The organism is Sphingomonas radiodurans (assembly GCF_020866845.1).
GTDB lineage: Bacteria > Pseudomonadota > Alphaproteobacteria > Sphingomonadales > Sphingomonadaceae > Sphingomonas > Sphingomonas radiodurans.
Window position 1 is genome coordinate 2374507 of sequence record NZ_CP086594.1, and the last position, 17388, is coordinate 2391894.

General features: G+C 68.1%; 13 protein-coding genes. 6 read left to right on the forward strand and 7 right to left on the reverse strand.

Annotated elements, in window-relative coordinates; all coding sequences use genetic code 11:
- Positions 1-9: 9 nt before the first annotated feature.
- Positions 10-831, forward strand: coding sequence for a Rossmann-fold NAD(P)-binding domain-containing protein (locus LLW23_RS11040; protein ID WP_228945482.1), 822 nt, complete (start codon positions 10-12; stop codon positions 829-831).
- On the opposite strand, the gene LLW23_RS11045 is transcribed toward LLW23_RS11040, so the two are convergent.
- From LLW23_RS11045 to purD, 4 genes are all read right to left on the reverse strand, one after another.
- Positions 741-1658, reverse strand: a complete 918-nt coding sequence (locus LLW23_RS11045) for a DMT family transporter (protein ID WP_228945484.1) — start codon at positions 1656-1658, stop codon at positions 741-743. The genes LLW23_RS11040 and LLW23_RS11045 overlap by 91 nt on opposite strands.
- Before the next feature lie 149 nt (positions 1659-1807).
- Entirely contained in the window at positions 1808-2812 is a 1005-nt protein-coding gene (locus LLW23_RS11050; protein WP_228945486.1) for a threonine aldolase family protein, read from the reverse strand.
- A gap of 56 nt (positions 2813-2868) precedes the next feature.
- Complete coding sequence (locus LLW23_RS11055) at positions 2869-3591, reverse strand: hypothetical protein (RefSeq protein ID WP_228945488.1); 723 nt, start codon at positions 3589-3591, stop codon at positions 2869-2871.
- A gap of 74 nt (positions 3592-3665) precedes the next feature.
- Positions 3666-4931 (reverse strand): phosphoribosylamine--glycine ligase, encoded by a 1266-nt coding sequence (purD, locus tag LLW23_RS11060; RefSeq protein WP_228945490.1) that lies wholly within the window; start codon positions 4929-4931, stop codon positions 3666-3668.
- On the opposite strand from purD, the gene xseA reads away from it, so the two are divergent.
- The 3 genes from xseA (at position 4930) to LLW23_RS11075 (ending at position 7572) form a co-directional block, all read left to right on the forward strand.
- Positions 4930-6297, forward strand: coding sequence for an exodeoxyribonuclease VII large subunit (gene xseA, locus LLW23_RS11065; RefSeq protein WP_228945492.1), 1368 nt, complete (start codon positions 4930-4932; stop codon positions 6295-6297). The genes purD and xseA overlap by 2 nt on opposite strands.
- A gap of 172 nt (positions 6298-6469) precedes the next feature.
- Complete coding sequence (locus tag LLW23_RS11070; protein WP_228945494.1) at positions 6470-6670, forward strand: DUF2093 domain-containing protein; 201 nt, start codon at positions 6470-6472, stop codon at positions 6668-6670.
- Complete coding sequence (locus LLW23_RS11075; protein ID WP_228945496.1) at positions 6667-7572, forward strand: M23 family metallopeptidase; 906 nt, start codon at positions 6667-6669, stop codon at positions 7570-7572. The genes LLW23_RS11070 and LLW23_RS11075 overlap by 4 nt, the downstream gene beginning before the upstream one ends.
- Before the next feature lie 168 nt (positions 7573-7740).
- Here the strand turns inward: LLW23_RS11075 and LLW23_RS11080 are convergent, their stop codons facing one another.
- Positions 7741-8502, reverse strand: coding sequence for an SDR family NAD(P)-dependent oxidoreductase (locus tag LLW23_RS11080; protein WP_228945498.1), 762 nt, complete (start codon positions 8500-8502; stop codon positions 7741-7743).
- Positions 8503-8723: 221 nt separating this feature from the next.
- Here LLW23_RS11080 and LLW23_RS11085 point away from each other — a divergent pair, with 221 nt between their 5' ends.
- Positions 8724-11051, forward strand: a complete 2328-nt coding sequence (locus LLW23_RS11085) for a TonB-dependent receptor (RefSeq protein WP_228945500.1) — start codon at positions 8724-8726, stop codon at positions 11049-11051.
- On the forward strand, positions 11051-11605 hold the full coding sequence (locus LLW23_RS11090) for a VOC family protein (protein ID WP_228945502.1): 555 nt from the start codon (positions 11051-11053) through the stop codon (positions 11603-11605). Before LLW23_RS11085 ends, LLW23_RS11090 begins: the two co-directional genes overlap by 1 nt.
- 169 nt (positions 11606-11774) lie before the next feature.
- Here LLW23_RS11090 and LLW23_RS11095 read toward each other — a convergent pair whose 3' ends face one another.
- Together LLW23_RS11095 and LLW23_RS11100 are read right to left on the reverse strand one after the other, a co-directional pair.
- Positions 11775-13601: a DUF885 domain-containing protein gene (locus LLW23_RS11095; RefSeq protein WP_228945504.1), complete on the reverse strand. Its 1827-nt coding sequence runs from the start codon at positions 13599-13601 to the stop codon at positions 11775-11777.
- A 291-nt stretch (positions 13602-13892) separates the two neighbouring features.
- Positions 13893-17270: an amidohydrolase family protein gene (locus LLW23_RS11100; RefSeq protein ID WP_228945506.1), complete on the reverse strand. Its 3378-nt coding sequence runs from the start codon at positions 17268-17270 to the stop codon at positions 13893-13895.
- Positions 17271-17388 lie beyond the last annotated feature (118 nt).

Here is a 17388-nt window from a genome sequence, read left to right on the forward strand (position 1 = left end):
CAGCTTCGCGTGAGCAGGCTATTCGTCTTCGGCCTTGGCTATACCGCGCGGGCGATCGTGCGGGAAAGCGGTTGGCCGTTTCTGGCGACAACGCGCGATGGACGTGACGGCACGATCCGGTTTGACGACGCCGAGGCGGTGCGCGCGGGGCTGGCCATCTCGACGCACGTGCTGTCGTCGGTGCCGCCGGACGAGGGGGGCGATCCGGTGCTCGACCGGTACGGCGATGCGCTCGGCGGGCGGTGGCTTGGGTATCTCTCCTCGACCGGCGTCTATGGCGATGCCGGCGGGGCGTGGGTCGATGAGACGACGCCGATCCGCGGGCGGCGGGCGAACCGTAATGCGGCGGATGCTGCCTGGTTATCACTGGAAGCGCGCGTGTTCCGGCTACCCGGGATCTATGGCCCCGGCCGATCGCCGCTCGACCGCGTTGCGGCGGGGCAGGCGCATCGCACCGGGATCGCAGGGCAGGTCTTCAGCCGCGTGCATGTCGACGATATCGCGCGCGGCGTGGTGGCGGGGTTCGACGGACCGGCCGGCGCCTATAATCTCGCCGACGATCTGCCGACCAGCCAGGACGAGGTGATCGAGCATGCCGCGCGGCTGCTGGGTGTCGCGCCGCCGCCGCTCGTTGCGCTCGACACGCTCTCGCCGATGGCACGCGCCTTCTATGCCGAGAACCGCCGCGTCGCGAACGGCAAGGCGAAGCGGGTGCTCGGCTGGCGCCCGCTTTACGCCGATTACCGGTTGGGCCTGCGCGCGGTGAGTGCCACGATCAGCCCTGCGCCCGCGAGCAGTGCGCCGCCCGCCGCCAGCGGCGACCAGCGATAGCCCTCGAACATGGTCGACAGCGTCATCGCGATGACGGGCACGATCACGCTAGAATAGGCCGCCTTGGCCGGCCCGATCGCACGAATCACACCGAAATAGAGCGGGAAGGCAAGCGCCGAGGCCGCCAGCCCGAGATAGAGGATGCCGGCGACATAGCCGAGCCGCCACTCCATCACCGGCGGCCCGACCGTGAACCAGGCCCATTCGGCATCGAAGCACGCGCCCATCAGCATCGCGATCGCGGTGGTGCGTAGCATCGGATAGGCGCGCGCCATCTGCGTTCCCTGCATCACGTTCGCGGTCGAGGCAGACAGGATCGCGCATAACGTCAGCCCGATGCCGGTGAGGGCGGTGGCGGGGCCGTGCGGATCGCTACGCGCCTCGTGCACGAACAACAGCGCGACCCCGCCCATCGCGATCATCGACCCGATGATCAGCTGCCGCCCCAGCCGCTGGCCGAGAAAAATGCGCCCGAACAGCGAGTTGGGGATCAGCAGCAGCGCGAAGACCACTGCGACCAGCCCGGACGTGATGTACTGCTCGGCGCGGTAGACGAAGTTGAAGTTGAGCACGAACTGCGCGAGCCCCAGCGTCGCGGCAAAGCCATAGCCGCGCGCATCGATCCGGCCCGGTTCGCGGCGGATCGCCGACCAGGCGAGCAGCGCGACGCCCGCGACCAGGAAGCGGTAGCTGACCGACCACGACGCTGGCACCACGCCTAGCTGGTCGCGGATCACGAGCCACGTCGAGCCCCAGATCAGCGTCACGATCGCGAACGGGATCAGGATGCGGGCGCGGGTCGATTGCGGGGCGGCGGCGGCGGTCATCCTGGTTGCGCGTAATGCCGTTGGCATCAGGTTTCCACTGTCGTGCGAGGAAGGCAAATTCTCTCTGTTCGTGCCGAGCGACGTCTAGGCACCTTCCCCCATACGCAGCGTTTGTGGCTAGTCCCTCGACTTCGCTCGGGACGAGCGGATCAGGGAAGCGCCCGGATCGCTTCCGCCAGCGGCCGGATGTCCTCGGCGCGCTGGTTCCACGACACCACTAGCCGCGCCTCGCCCGGCCCCCAATCGTAGAAGTCGAACCCGGCCGCGCGCAGCGCCGCGGCTTCCTCCATCGACACACGCAGGAACACCTCGTTCGCCTCCACCGGATGGATCAGCCGCGCGCCGGCCGCCGCGCCGATCAGCGCCGCGCCCTCGTTCGCCGCGCGCGCGGTCGCCAGCCAGCGATCGTCGTCGAGCAGCGCCAGGATCTGCGCGGCGAGGTAGCGCCCCTTGGACAACAGCAACCCGGCGCGCTTGCGGCGATAGCGCGTCGCATCGATGAGGCCGGGCTTGAAGAACACCAGCGCTTCGGCGTTCATCCCGCCGTTCTTGACGAAGCCAAGGCTGAGTGCGGTCACCCCGGCGCGCCACGTCACATCTGCGGGCGAACAGCCAGCGGAGACCAACGCGTTGGCGAAGCGCGCGCCGTCCATATGCAGCGCGAGCCCACGCTCCGCCGCGAGCGCGCCGATCGCGGCAACTTCGTCTGGCTGGTAGACCAGGCCATATTCGGTCGCGTTGGTGATCGAGATCACGTGCGGCTGCACTTGATGAACGTCGTTGCGGATCGTGGCGAGCAGCGCGGTGATGCCGGCAGGCGTCAGCTTCGCGCCGTCGCCTTCGGCCAGCAGCAGCTTGGCGCCGTGGGTATAGAATTCGGGCGCGCCGCATTCGTCGTTCTGGATGTGCGCATCGCGATGGCAGACGACCGCGCCGTGCGGCGGACATAGCGCGGCGAGCGCGAGGCAATTGGCGGCGGTGCCGCTGGGCACCCACAGGGCCTCGACCGGGGTTTCGAACAGGTCGGACAGGCGCGCGTCGAGCGCCTTCGACCAGCGATCACCGTCATAGGCGGTGTCGAGCACGTCCGCCTCGGCCAGCGCGGTGAGGACGGCGGGGTGGACGGGGGCGGCGTTGTCGGAAAAGAAGCGCATTGCGCGGCCTTGCGGTGCGGGCGCGGCGGCGTCAATTCCGCGCCGGCGGCAAGCGTTTACAGTTTGCCGAAGCGCGCCTCGAACGTCTTCACGTCCCCGCTCGCCAGCAATTGCGCCTGTTCGAGCCAGCGATCGCGCGTCAGGCGGCCGGTGAACGGCCCGAGCCGCGCATCCAGATCTTCTGCGGCGCGCTGGTCAAGCGCGGCGAGATCGCCGACCGTGACAATGCCGAGATCAGCCAGTCGCGCCGCGACCTTGGGGCCAAGGCCCTTGATCTTGGTGACCGGTGCGTCACCCGGAGGGGGACCGACGGGGGCTGGCGGAGGCAAATCACCAGGATCCGACACTCCGAAAGCGTCGGTTTCGGGAGATTGCGCTTCGCTGGCGGGGGACGCGTCGAGCGGCGCGGCCGCGGCGATCGGCTCGTCAGCGAGCGGCGCGGGTTCTTCGTCGATCCGCGCCGGTTCGGGTGCTGGCGCAACTTCGGGCAGGTCCGCCAGCGGAGGCGGAGCGGGTGCTACGGGGGGCGGCGCGGGCGGTGGCGGCGGCGGCGCGACGATCGCAGCGCGCTCGACTGGCGGGCGCTTGACGGATCGCGCGGCGGCTGCGGCCTGGACGCGCTCGCGCTCGACCCGTTCGCGCTCGATCCGTTCGGCTTCCTTCCGCTCGCGGCGCTTGCGCGCGCCGACGAGAATTCCGATGATCGTCAAAACCGCCAAGACGGCGATGATCGCCAGTGCGATGCCGGTCAACGTACCGGTATCGGATATTGGGTCCATGACACGCTCCGCTACGCCGAGCGCAACGCCTTAGGCGGGCGATTCGGTTCCCGCAACGCGCTAACCACGCGGACTTATCCGATCGCGCGCCAGCCGATGTCGCGGCGGCAGAAGCCCGTGGGGAAGTCGATCGCGTCGACCGCGCGGTACGCGGCGGCCTGCGCGGTGGCGACGTCGCGGCCGGTCGCGGTGATTGCCAGCACGCGGCCGCCCGCGGCGACCAGCTGGCCGGCGTCCTCGCGGGTGCCGGCCTGGAAGACGGTCGCGCCGGTCGCTTCGGCGGCGTCGATCCCATCGATCGAGCCGCCGGTGGCGGGCGTGCCGGGGTAGCCGTTCGCCGCCATGACGACCGTCAGCGCTACGTCGTCGGCAAACGCCGGCGCGGGCAGATCGGCGAGCCGCCCCTCCGCCACCGCAAGCAACGTGGCGAGCAGGTCGCCCGAGAACCGCGCCATCAGCACCTGGCATTCGGGATCGCCGAAGCGGACATTGTATTCGATCAGCTTGGGGCCGTCGGCGGTGAGCATCAGGCCGGCGTAGAGCACGCCGATATAGGGCGTGCCCGCGGCGGCGAGCGAGTCGATCGTCGGGCGGACGATCTCGCGCATGGCCTGTTCCTCCAGCGCGGGGGTGAGCACCGCGGCGGGGGAATAGGCGCCCATGCCGCCGGTGTTCGGGCCGATATCGCCATCGCCGACGCGCTTGTGATCCTGCGCGCTGCCGAAGCTGGCGGTGGCGTCGCCGTCACACAGGACGAAGAGGCTCGCTTCCTCACCTTCGAGGAATTCCTCGATCACTGCCTCGGCCGGGCCGTCGGCAAAGAGCGCGCTGATGGCGTCCTCTGCCTCGATGCGGCTCATCGCGACGACGACGCCCTTGCCTGCGGCGAGACCGTCGGCCTTGATGACGCACCGAAGTTGCCCGTCCTTGGCGAAATCGTCGAGACACGCGAGCGCGCCGTCCTTCGAGGTGACGCGGAAATAGCGCGCGGTCGGGATGCCGACGCGCGTGCACAGATCCTTGGTGAAGCCCTTCGATCCTTCGAGCCGCGCCGCCTCGCGCCCGGGGCCGAACACGGGCACGCCGATCGCGCGGAGATCGTCGGCGAGCCCGGCGACCAGCGGCACCTCGGGGCCGACGACGACCAGCCCGATCTGATGCCCGCGGACGAAATCGATCACGGCGCGGTGATCCGCCGTATCGAGCGCGGCGATGGTCGCATGCTGCGCGATGCCGGGGTTGCCGGGCGCGGCATAGAGCGTATCTAGGCCGGACGATTGCGCGAGTTTCCACGCCAGCGCGTGCTCGCGCCCGCCCGATCCGATCAGCAGGACGTTCATGCCCGATCCCTTTTTCGACATTCCGGCGCGGCTGGTAGCCGAGCCCACGCCGGGGGACAACGCAGCCGCGATGTCGGTGGGCGAGCTGTCGAACAAGCTGAAGCGCTTCGTCGAGGGCGAGTTCGGCCATGTGCGGTTGCGCGGCGAGATATCGGGGTACAAGCGCGTCGCCTCGGGGCATTGCTATCTGTGCCTGAAGGACGATGCCGCGGTGATCGACGGCGTGATCTGGAAGGGGCAGGCATCCCAGCTCGCCTTCCGGCCCGAAGACGGGATCGAGGTAATCGCGACCGGGCGCCTCACGACGTATCCGGGCCGCTCGAAATACCAGGTGATCATCGATCGCATGGAGCTGGCCGGCGCTGGCGCGCTGATGGCGCTGCTTGAGCGCAACAAGGCGCGGTTCGACGCCGAGGGGCTGTTCGCCAAGTCGAAGGCGCGCGCGCCGCTGCCGTTCCTGCCGCGGCGGATCGGCGTCGTCACCTCGCCCACCGGTGCGGTGATCCGGGACATCATCCACAGGCTCGAGGACCGCTGCCCGAGCCACCTGCTCGTCTGGCCGGTGAAGGTGCAGGGCGATGGCGCGGCGAACGAAGTGGCGGCGGCGATCCGGGGGTTCGAGGCGCTGCCGGAGAGCCAGCGCCCTGATCTGATCATCGTCGCGCGCGGCGGCGGCTCGATCGAGGATCTGTGGGCGTTCAACGAGGAAGCGGTCGTGCGTGCGGTCGCGGGTTGCAGCATCCCGATCATTTCCGCGGTGGGCCACGAGACGGATACGACGCTTTGCGATTATGCCGCCGACCTGCGCGCGCCGACGCCGACCGCGGCGGCCGAGCTGGCGGTGCCGGTGCTCGCCGACTTGCGGCTGACGGTGTCGGCGCATGCGCAGCGGATGGAGCGTTGTTCGCGACGGCATGTCGAGCGTGGGCGCGAGCGGCTGGATGCGCTGGCGCGGCATTTGCCCAGCCGTGATCGGCTGCTCGGGCCGCAACGCCAGCGAATCGACGATCTCGGCGCACGGCTCGATCGCGGACTCGAGCGGCGCGTGGTGCGTGCACGCGGTGCGCTTGATCGGACGGGCGCGGTGCTGCGGCCGGCGCTGCTGGCGCGGCGGATCGAGGGCGCGCGGCAGCGGCTGGAGGATCTCGGGCGGTTGCTCGCCTCGGTCGATCCCGATGCGCCGCTCGCGCGTGGCTATGCGCGTGTCACCGCGCGCGGCGGGGCGACGCTGACCAGTGCGGCGACGGCGAAGGCGGCTGGGGCGGTGACACTTCACTTCCGCGACGGTACCGTCGATGCGAAGGTCGATGGTGCGCGGCCACGTGCGGCTACCGGCGATGCGCCCGCGCAGCCGTTGCTGTTCTAGGGCGTTCGGCCTTCTGACCGTGCTGGTTCCCCGGCGAAGGCGGGCCCATTTGGGCATGCGCCGCTGGAAAGCCGCCGACGCCTTTGCAACTGGGCCCCGGCCTTCGCCGGGGAGGCGGAAAAGGGCGAACTCGTGGTAATCGACTGTCGGTGAGTGTTACGGAGTTGAACAGATGTTGATGTCGAACACCGACCGCCCGGCGCGGCTTCACTATATGGCGAACGGCTTTCGCGTGCTGACGCCGGGCGATCATGTCCTGTGCGCGGTCACTGGTGCGCGGATCACGATCGAGGATCTGCGCTATTGGGATGTCGCGACGCAGCGCGCCTTCGCGAGCGCCAGCCTCGCGACGGAGGCGATGGCGCCGCAATGATCCGTACGCACGGGGCGTGTGCGGGTGCGGGCGCGGCGGCGTTGCTCGTGCTGGCGGGGTGCGTCGCGCCGGCCGCGCCGCCGCCTTCCGAGCCGGCTCGGGGTGCCACGCCAGTCGCTCGACCAGCGCCGCTGCCGCTGGGGCGCTTCAGCGTTTCCGGCGTTGCGAGCCAGGGCGGGTTGATGCTCGGCACCGCGCCGGCCGGTAGCGTGTCGCTGACGCTTGATGGCGCGGCGGTGCCGCTGGGGGCGGACGGGCGGTTCGTGATTGCGTTCGATCGCGATGCGGGGCCGAGCGCGACGCTCGTTGCGGCCGTTGCGGATGGCCGCACGGTCGCGCATCCGATCGCCGTCGCGCCGCGCGCGTGGCGGATCGAGCGGCTTGCTACCGTTGCCAAGGTCCCAGTGCCGAGCGCCGATTTCCAGCGTCGCCGCCCGGGGGAGCTGGCGCAGATTGCGGCCGCGCGTGGCGAGAGCGCTTTGGTCGAGGGCTGGCGGCAACGCTTCATCTGGCCAGTGACGGGGCGGATCTCGGGGCTGTTCGGGGCGCAGCGCATCTATCGCGGCGAGCCGGGGTCGTACCATTCGGGGGTCGATGTCGCGCGGCCTACCGGCACGCCGGTCGTCGCGCCGGCGGATGGCGTGGTGGTGCTCGCTGCCGCGGCGCCGTTCACGCTCGAGGGCAATCTGCTGATCATCGATCACGGCATGGGGCTGAACAGTGCGTTCCTGCATCTGTCGCGCATCGACGTGCGCGTCGGTGCGCGCGTGCGGCAGGGCGAGCCTGTCGGCGCGGTCGGCGCGACCGGGCGCGCCTCGGGGCCGCACCTTCACTGGGCGATGAAGTGGCGCGAGGCGCGGATCGATCCGCTGCTGGTGGCGGGGCCGATGACGGCGCAGTGATCGGCGCTGATGTGAGGTGGCGGTTGATGGGCGATGGTCACCGCGGAGCAGCTCCCCGGCGAAGGCCGGGGCCCAGACGCCCCGTTGGCCGTGATTTACCGCAACCGTTAGCCTAGCTGGGCCCCGGCCTTCGCCGGGGTACTGGGGTAGTTGCTCGGGCGGCGGCCGCTATTGCGCGGTCATGCCACCATCGACGACGAACTCCGCGCCGGTGACGTAGCTCGCCTCGTCGGATGCGAGGAACAGCACGCAGTTGGCGATATCCTCGGGCTCGCCCATCCGGCCGAGCGGGACGACGGCGGAGACGCGGCGCTGCTGTTCGACCGGATCGGGCGCGGCGAGCGGCGCGGTCATCTGCGTGCGGATCATGCCGGGATGGACGCTGTTGACGCGGATGCCGTCTGCCGCGGTCTCGATCGCGAGGCCCTTGCCGAACACGCGCAGCCCTGCCTTGCTCGCGCCATAGGCGTGGGTGCGCGCGAGGCCGATGATGCCGCCGACCGACGAGATGTTGACGATCGAGCCGCCGTTGCCGGCGCGGCGCATCGCCTCGACGCCAAGCCGCATACCCAGGAAACCGCTGGTCATGTTGACCGCCATCTGCCGTTCGAACAGCTCCAGCGTCATGTCCTCGATCAAATGGAGGATCGCGACGCCGGCGTTGTTGACCAGAATATCGAGCCGGCCATGATCCTGCTCGATCCGTGCGAGCACCGCCTGCCAGCCGGCCTCTGAAGTGGCATCATGCGCCAGGCCGATCGCGCCGTGGCCGATCTCGGTCGCGCGCGCTTCTGCGCCGCCGCGATCGATATCGGTGAGGTAGACGTGTGCGCCTTCCTGCGCGAGTCGCAATGCGGTCGCTTGCCCTAGCCCGCCGCTCGACCCAGCGCCTGTTACCAGCGCGACCTTGCCCGCTACCCGTCCTGCCACGATGCCCTCCCAAGCTACCTGGCCGCAGACGACCCGCCGGGCGCGATGCTGTCAACCTGATTTGTAACGCGCATATTATTTTACAGACGCGTCTGAAGCCTACGCTCTATCTGCACGGCCACCGCGAACTCGATTTTGTTTCGCATCTGCGAAATTGACATGCGTACGACTAATTGTCAGTCTCCGAATCAGAACAGAATAATCTGTGGGAGGGGAAAACCGTGGACCATCGCGTCTTCTGCGATTGCATCGTCGTGCGTGCGTCGGGGCGGCAGCGCCGTTTCGGGATGGTGAGCGGCCTCGCCGCGATGGCGTGGGCGCTGGCAGCGCCCCCCGCGGCGGCACAGACCAACCCGAGCCAGACCACCGATACGCCATCGGAAAGCGCCGCGCCCACCGCCGACGTCGCGCCGACGGAGCCTACCGCAGCCGATTTCGAGGAAATCATCGTCACGGCGCGCCAGCGGTCCGAGACGATCGCGACCACGCCGCTTTCAGTAACCGCGATCGCCCCGGCGCAGCTCGAGGCGGTCAACGCGCTCACCATCCAGGACGTGAGCGGCGCGATCCCGAACATGGTGATCCAGCCGGTCGGCGCGGGGCCGTCGGCGGCAGCGATCGCGATCCGCGGCATCGTGTTCGCCGATATCGAGAAGTCGTTCGATCCGGCGGTCGGCGTGCTGGTCGACGGCATCTTCCTCGGCACCAATACCGGGCAGCTGCTCGACTTCTTCGATATCGGCAGCATCGAAGTGCTGCGCGGGCCGCAGGGGACGTTGTTCGGCCGCAACACGATCGGCGGCGTGGTCAACATCCGGCGCACGCGCCCGACCGGGGAGTTTGGCGGCAAGGCCGAGCTGGTGTTCGGCAATTACGGCCTGTTCCAGGCGCGCGGCGTGTTCAACGCGCCGATCATCGATGACGTGCTGGCGGTGAAGCTGTTCGTGCAGCACAATTATACCAGCGGCTTCTATCGCAACGTCACGCTCAATCGCGACGAGCCCAAGGTGCGTTCGGAGAATTTCGGCGCGGCCTTCCTGTTCACGCCGACGCCCGATTTCGAGGCGCTGCTGACGGTGGAAAAGCAGGTCCAGCGCGGCCATACCGTCAACGCATCAGGCAGCACGACGGGCGACGTCGTCTGCTTCGTCGCACCGGCCAACCAGTGCAATCGCAACCTCACCACCGATCTCTACACGACGTTCACGCAGTTCGATAACCCGACCGAATATGATTCGCCGGCGATCACGCTGGAAATGAACTGGGACGTGAGCGAGAACGTAAAGCTCACCTCGATCACCGGGTGGCGCAAGAGCGACGAAATCTTCTTCCAGGATTTTGACGGCACGTCGGCGGCATTCTACGAAACGATCCGCGACCAGGATTATCGTCAATTCTCGCAGGAACTTCGCGCGTCGGTGAAGCTGAGCGAGACGCTGGATTTCGTCTCGGGGCTGTATTTCTTCGACAACCGCTATTTCAATCACCAGACGACGTTCCTGGGCACGATCCTGGGCGGGGGGCGACCGGAGCAGTTCGCCGAGCAGGATTCGACGTCCTACGCCGGGTATCTCGACGTGAACTGGGCCTTTGCCGAGCGCTTCCGCGTGACGCTGGGTGGCCGCTACACGCGCGACGAGAAGAAATTCCGCAACCGCTTCCTCGGCGGGTTTGACGTGTCGGCGGAGGATAGCTGGAACAAGTTCACGCCCAAGATCTCGGTCGATTATCGCCCGACCGACGAGGTGATGCTCTACGCCTCCTATTCGCGCGGCTATCGTGCGGGCGGCTTCAACGGGCGGGCGACGTCGATCGCGACTTCGCAGACGTCGTACAATCCAGAGACGGTCGACAGCTACGAACTGGGGCTGAAGACGCAGTTCTTCGATCGGCGATTGTCGTTCAACATCGCCGGCTTCCAAACGAAATATGATGACAAGCAGGAAGGCATCATTCGCCGCACCCCGCCGGGCTCGCCGAATACCAATGAGACGATCGTGTCGAACGCTGCATCGGCGACGATCAAGGGCATCGAGGCGGACCTGACGGCGCGTCCGTTCGCTGGCTTGTCGTTCAATGCGTCGGTCGGTTTCCTCGATTCCAAATACGACGGCTATGATACGCTCAACCCGTTGACGCTGGCGCCGATCGACCTGTCGGGGCTCGACCTGACGTTCAACCCGAGCTTCACCGGATCGGCCGGCGCATCCTATTCGGCGCCCACCGTGATCGGCGACGTGACGATCTCGACCAACTATCGCCACATCTCGCGCTATTTCACCGCGATTACGCCCGATCCTTCGAACGCGAACCCGAATGCGCCGACGATCAACTCGCTCGCCAGCCGCACGCGGCCGCTGGATCAATGGGACATGAGCGTCGCGATCGAGCCCGATCTGGGCACCTTCAAGCCGAGCCTCAATCTGTTCATGCGCAACATCCTCGACAAGCGCAGCATCTCCGCCAACACGATCGTGCCGGGGCTGTTCAAGACCCCGACCGGGCGGGAGCCGCGGACCTATGGCCTGCAAGTCGGCATCAAGTTCTGATGCGGCAAGCCGCGGAAGTGGCCGGATCGCGCACCGACATCGTGCAGAATTGCTATGTCGTGCGCGATCTCGACGCGGCCTGCGCGCGGCTCCATCGCCTTTACGGGATGGGGCCGTTCGTCGGCGGCGGTGAAGGCGTGCTCGGTGACCATGTGTATCGCGGCGCGCCCGCCGACCCGATCCGCATCCGTGGCGTGTTCGTCCAGTCGGGCGATCTCAACGTCGAGCTGGTGCAATTGCTCTCCGATGCGCCAAGCGCGTTCCACGACATGTTTCCAGATGGCGGCGAAGGCTATCACCACAATGCCTTGTTCTGCGCCGACTATGCCGCGACGCGCGACGCGTGGGTGGCGGAAGGCTGCGCCGTGGCGAGCGAGTTCGTCACCGGCTTCGGCGCGATGATCTGTTACGTCGACGCGCGCGCGACGCACGGCCACATGATCGAGCTGTACCCCGAAAACGAGATCATCCGCGGCATGTATCGCACCGCCCGCGCCGCCGCAGCGGCGTGGGACGGACGCGAGCTGATCGTGCCGTGGGATCGCTACGGCTAACGCTAAACGCGATCGAACAGCCAATCCTCCCCTGCAAGGGGAGGTGGCGCCGAAGGCGTCGGAGGGGTGTCCCGCTATCGACAGGGCGACACCCCTCCGTCAGCGCGTGCCGCGCTGCCACCTCCCCTTGCAGGGGAGGATCAGCGCCCTGCAAATCTGGCGGTGAGCGTCAGCGCAGCATCCGCTCGGTCACCATGCGTTCGAGGATCGCCAGCGGCATCGCGCCGTCGAGCAGCACCGCATGGAACTTGCGCGGATCGAAGGCGGCGCCCTGCTTCTTTTTCACCGCATCGCGCAGCCGCACCCAGACGGTGTGGCCGATCTTGTAGCTGCACGCCTGCCCCGGCCAGACGGTGTAGCGATCGATCTCGTTCTGGCTGCGGCCGCGCGCGATGCCGGTGGTGGCGATGAAATAATCAGTCGCCTTCTCGCGGCTCCAGCGCTTGTGGTGCATGCCCGAGTCGACGACGAGCCGCGTCGCGCGGAACAGCAGCGACTGAAGGTAGCCGACCTGGCTGAGCGGATCGCCCTCGAACATCCCCATCTCGTCGGCGAGCTGCTCGGTGTAGAGCGCCCAGCCTTCGGTATAGCCGCTGAACCCGCCGCGGCGACGGATGAGCGGGATATTCTGCGATTCGAGCGCGAGCATCACTTGGAGGTGATGGCCGGGCACCGCTTCATGGTGCGTCAGCGTGGCGAGGCCGAACTTGGGGCGATCGAACGTGTCGCGCAGGTTGATGTAATAGATGCCGGGGCGCGAGCCATCGAGCGTTGCGTTCTGGTAATAACCGCCGGGCGAGCCGGCCTCGATCGACGGCGGCACGCGGCGCACCTCGACCGGCGCCTTGGGCAGCGTGGAGAATTGCTCAGGCAGCCGCTTCTGCATGGCGCCGATCTGCGCGCTGAGCTGCGCGAGCAGCGCCGCCTTGCCGGCTTCGGTGTTGGGATAGACCTGATCGGGGCGCTTGTTGAGCGCGACGAGCCGCTCGCCGACCGTCCCTTGCGTCATGCCCTGCGCCCTGAGGATCGCATCGATCCGGCCGCTGATCTCGGCGACCTGCGCAAGGCCAAGACGATGGACCTCCTCGCCGGGCATCGCGACCGTCGTCGCGGCTTCGACCGCAGCGGCGTAATAGGCCTCGCCGTCGGGCAGGCGCCACACGCCAGCGTCATGCGTCGCCTTCGCGCGCAGCTCGGTGATCAGCGCGCGCTGGCGATCGAGCGCGGGGAAGACCTGCGTCGTCATGATCCGGGTGGCCTCGGCGACGCGCGCGTCGGGCAGGTTTGCGGCCTTCAGCTTGGTGGCGAGCGCGGTGACGGGCACCGTCTGGTCGGCGGGCTGATCGCGCAAGCTGCCCATCAGCTTCAACGTCGTATCGAGCACATAATCCGGCGCGAAGACGCCGCGCGCCGCATCCTCGCGCTGGCGCTGCGTATCCTGATCGATCGCCGTGGCGAAGGCGGCGACGCGGGCGACATAGGCGTCGGCGTCCGCGGCGTCCTTGATGCGATGCTGCCCATTGAGGAAGTCGGGCGTGTCGCGATAGGCGCCGGTCAGCTGCGTCAGCACGTACGGCGCGAACCGCCCCATGCTGGCGCCGTAGGTGAAGCGCTCGGCGCCGGCGATGCCGCGCTGGAGCTGGTACGAGACGATTTCATAGTCGAGCTTCGCCGCGGGCGAGAGCGAGCCGGGGTTGATCGCGCGCAGCTCGGCAAGTTCGCGCTTTGAACGCGCGAGATCGGCCTGGATGCCCTTGGCGGACCCGTCGTTGAGCTGCGACTTGAGCGCGGCGCGCTCGCCTGTGTCGAGCCCGAGCGCGGTCGCGCCTTCGGGATTGTCGCCGACGCGATCGTAGAAGAAGCGATCGAGCAGCGTGCGGAGCTTGGCATCATTGGGGTTGCTGGTTGCAGCGTTGGCTGCGGTCTGCGCGGTGGCGGGGAGGGCGGCGGTGAGCGCGGCGGCGCCGGTGCTGCCGATGAAAGTGCGACGATCCATTATGTTCTTTCCTTGAATTTCAGCCGTTCGTGTCGAGTAGGGTTTGTAGAACCCGTATCGAGACACATGTCCCTCGATACGCCATCTCGGCTTCGCTCGATGGCTACTCGGGACGAACGGAGTGGGAGGGTTGTTCAATCCCCCGTTCGCCCTGAGGAGGTGCCGAGCGAAGCGAGGTGCCGTCTCGAAGGGTGTGTTTCGGGGCCGGTGCTTCGAGACGGTACTTCGCCTTCGGCTCAGCACCTCCTCAGCACGAACGGGTTGGACGGGCGTTCGGGTTGCGGATGAAGCTCAGTTCGCCGCGGTCTCCCAGAAATACCGCCCGCGCGTCGCCGTGCCGGTCGCCACTTCGTTCAGCGTCTTCGCGTCGTACAGCCGCCCGCCGATCATCACGCGCGCGACCTTGTCGCTGTTGCGGATATCCGCGGTGGGATCGGCGTCGAGCACCACCAGATCGGCGAGCTTGCCGACTTCCAGCGAGCCGATGTCCTTCGCCATGCCGAGCGACTGCGCCGGCACGATCGTGCCCGCGCGCAGCGCCTCGATCGGCGACATGCCGCCGCGCACGAACGACCAAAGTTCCCAATGCGGCCCGATGCCGGCCTGCTGGCCGTGCGCGCCGATCGAGACGAGCACGCCGCGCTTGGCGAGCTTGTGCGCCTCGCGGGCATTGTCGTCGTCGACATAATCGCCTTCGGGCGCCTTCACGCGGCGGGCGTTGTCGGCGCGCAGCTTGGCCGGCGGGGTATGCGCCTGGAGCAGCGGGTTGGCGAACACGTCGGTGGCCTGCCGCCAGTACGGATCGCCCGCCGGGCCACCGTAGCTGACCACCAGCGTGGGCGTGTAGTTCGTCTTCGAGGCGGCGAAGAACTGCAGCAGATCGTCGTAGAAATATTCGAGCGGGATATTGTGCTCCAGCGTTGAATTGCCGTCGGCGATGTGCGTCACGTCGAGGCCGTAAAGCGAGCCGCCTTCCGCCACGACTTCCATATTCTCGCGGCGCGAGGCTTCGGTCACTTGCTGGCGCTGGTCGCGGCGTGGCTGGTTGTAGTTCTTCACGCTGTGGCCGCCCTGCGCCTTCAAGCGGCGAACGTGGCTCAGCGCATCGTCGAGGCTGTCGATCTGCGCGTACACGTCGGCGGCCTTGGCACCGTAGACGATCTCGCCAGTTGAGAAGATGCGCGGCCCCATGATGAGGCCCGCGCGCTGCATTTCGGCGGCGGCGAAGATCTCGCTCGAGCGGTTCGACGGATCGTGGATCGTCGTCGTGCCGAGTGCGAGGTTCTGCATCAGCGACCAGTTGCGCTGCGGGATCAGCTCGTCGCTGCCCGCGGGGCCGTGCGCATGCGCGTCGACGAGTCCGGGGATGATCGTCTTGCCCGCTGCATCGACCAGCGTGGCGCCAGCCGGGATGGCAGTCGAGCCGCGCGGGCCGACCGCGACGATGCGGTCGCCGCGGATCACGACGACGCCGTCATCGATGATGCCCCCATCGGCACCCGCCATCGTCACCAGCCGTGCGCCGGTGATCGCGACCGTGCCGCTAGGTTTCTTGGCATCGGCCTCCATCGCTAGCGACACGCCGGTGGTCGGCGGCGTGAAGCTCGGCGTACCCTCGGCGCGCGGTGCGCTGGCGAACAGGCTGCCGGTATCGACGGTGTAGAGCGTTGGCCCGAGGCTCCAGTGCAGCCGCGTGCCGTCGTTCGACCAGTGGATGTAATCCGCGCCGCCTGCGCTCACCTTTGTCACTGGCAGCGCCTTGGCGTCCGGCGCGAGCCCGACCGCCTGGCCGCCGGGCATCAGCGGCACGACATAGGCAGCGTAATTCTGGCGGAAGGCGACATATTCGCCGCTCGGCGAGACGATATAGTCGGTCGCCAGCTCGCCGTTGGCGTGGACGCGCTTGGCCCCGCCCGTCAGATCGGTGCTGACCAGCTGGCGCTGCGACTTGCCGTCCTTGCGCTCGTCCTCGAGCATGAAGATGCGATCGCTGCTCGCGCCGAACTGCGGCGAGGCTAGGCCGCGCGCGACGAGCGTCGTCGCGCCGCCGGTGGTCGCAACGCGATACACGCCGGGATCCTGCGCCCATTTCGGGCTGGTGAGCCCGCCGTCGCCGGTGCGCTCGAACACGATCGTCTTGCCGTCGGGCGAGAAGCGCGGGCGGGCGTAATGGCCCGGCTGCGCCGTCACGTCACGCGCCGTGCCGCCGCTCGCGCCGATCACGCGCAGCCGGCCCAAACCCTCGTCGGTCCAGCTGACGAACACCAATTGCTTGCCGTCGCGCGACCAGCTCGGGAACAGCTCGAACGCTTGCGCCTCGCGCGTCAGGCGGCGCGCCGTGCCACCGGCTGCGGGCTTGATCCACAATTTGCCGAGGCTCTCGAACACGACCTGGCGGCCGTCGGGCGAAACGCTGGCGAAGCGCGGCATCGCGGTGGTGAAGCGATCGGGCGCGACCGCGATCTGCGGGTGCGGCCCATCGATCAGCCCGCGCGTGTCGTTGACGGTGAAGGGGATCTCGCGGGCGTTGCTGCCATCGGCGTTCACGCGGCGGATCTTGCCCTTCGCCCAGAACACGACCCCGCTGTTATCGGGCAGCCACGCCATGTTGGGATAGACGCCAGTGACCGCCCAGGTCTCCTGCACGTCCTGATCGAGATCGTCGTAGATCTTCCGCTCCTCGCCCGAGGCGAGATCCTTGACGTAGAGCTTCGATCGCGTCGCCTCGCGGCGGACGAAGGCGATCTTCTTGCCGTCGGGCGACGGCGTCGGGCGTACCGCGCCGCCGTCGCCGGTGACGGCCTTGGTCACTTCGCCGGTGTCGAGATCGTAGCGCTCGATGTCGAACAAATTGGTGTTCGAATCCTGCGCATATTCGAAGATCGGGCCGGGCGTGACGTTGCGCGTGTAGAACACCGACTTGCCGTCAGCGGCGTAGATCGGCTCGCCGAGTTCCTTCTGGTGCGTCTCGTTCGGCCGCTTGACCAGCACGACGCCGGCGCCGCCCGATACGTGGTACATCCACACCTCGCCGGTGCCGAGCGAGCGGCCGGTGGTGAAATGCTTCTTGGCGACGATGAAGCGGCCGTCCTTGCTCCAGCTCGGCTGGTTGAGCAGGCGGAACTCCTCCTTCGTCACCTGGCGCTTGTCCGAACCGTCGCGGTTCATCACCCAGATATTGTCGCCGCCGCCGCGATCCGAGGTGAAGGCGATGCGGCGACCATCGGGCGAGAAGCGCGGCTGGACTTCATAGGCGAGCCCCTCGGCGATCCGCGTCGGCGTGCCGCCGGCGATCGGCATCGTGTAGATGTCGCCCAGCAAAGTGAAGGCGATCGTCTGGCCATCGGGGCTGACGTCCAGGTCCATCCAACTGCCCTCGCTGGTGCGGATCGGCACCTGGCGGATGGTGGCGCCGGTGGGGGCATTGACGTCCCACTTGGGCGGCTTGGCGGGGGTTGCTGGCGCTGGCTGGGCGGCCGGAGCGGCTGACGGCGCGGCGGGCGCGGGCAGGGGGGCGGGCAGCGGATCAGGCGCGGGTGCTTGCTGCTGGCTCTCGTTCTCGGGCGCCTGCGTTTGCGCGATCGGTGGCGTCGGCTGCGCGACCTGGGCGGTGGCGCTGTGCGCTGCGAGCGCGGCAAGCGAGACGAGCGAGGCGGTGGTGAACTTCATGGATACCCCGGAAAGCGACAAGATCATTGCCGCACTATCGCCGTCCGCAACGCGCTGGCAATGCCGCAAATGTTTGCCATTCGCGGCGCGCGGCGCATGATCGGCGCAAGTCAGGGGG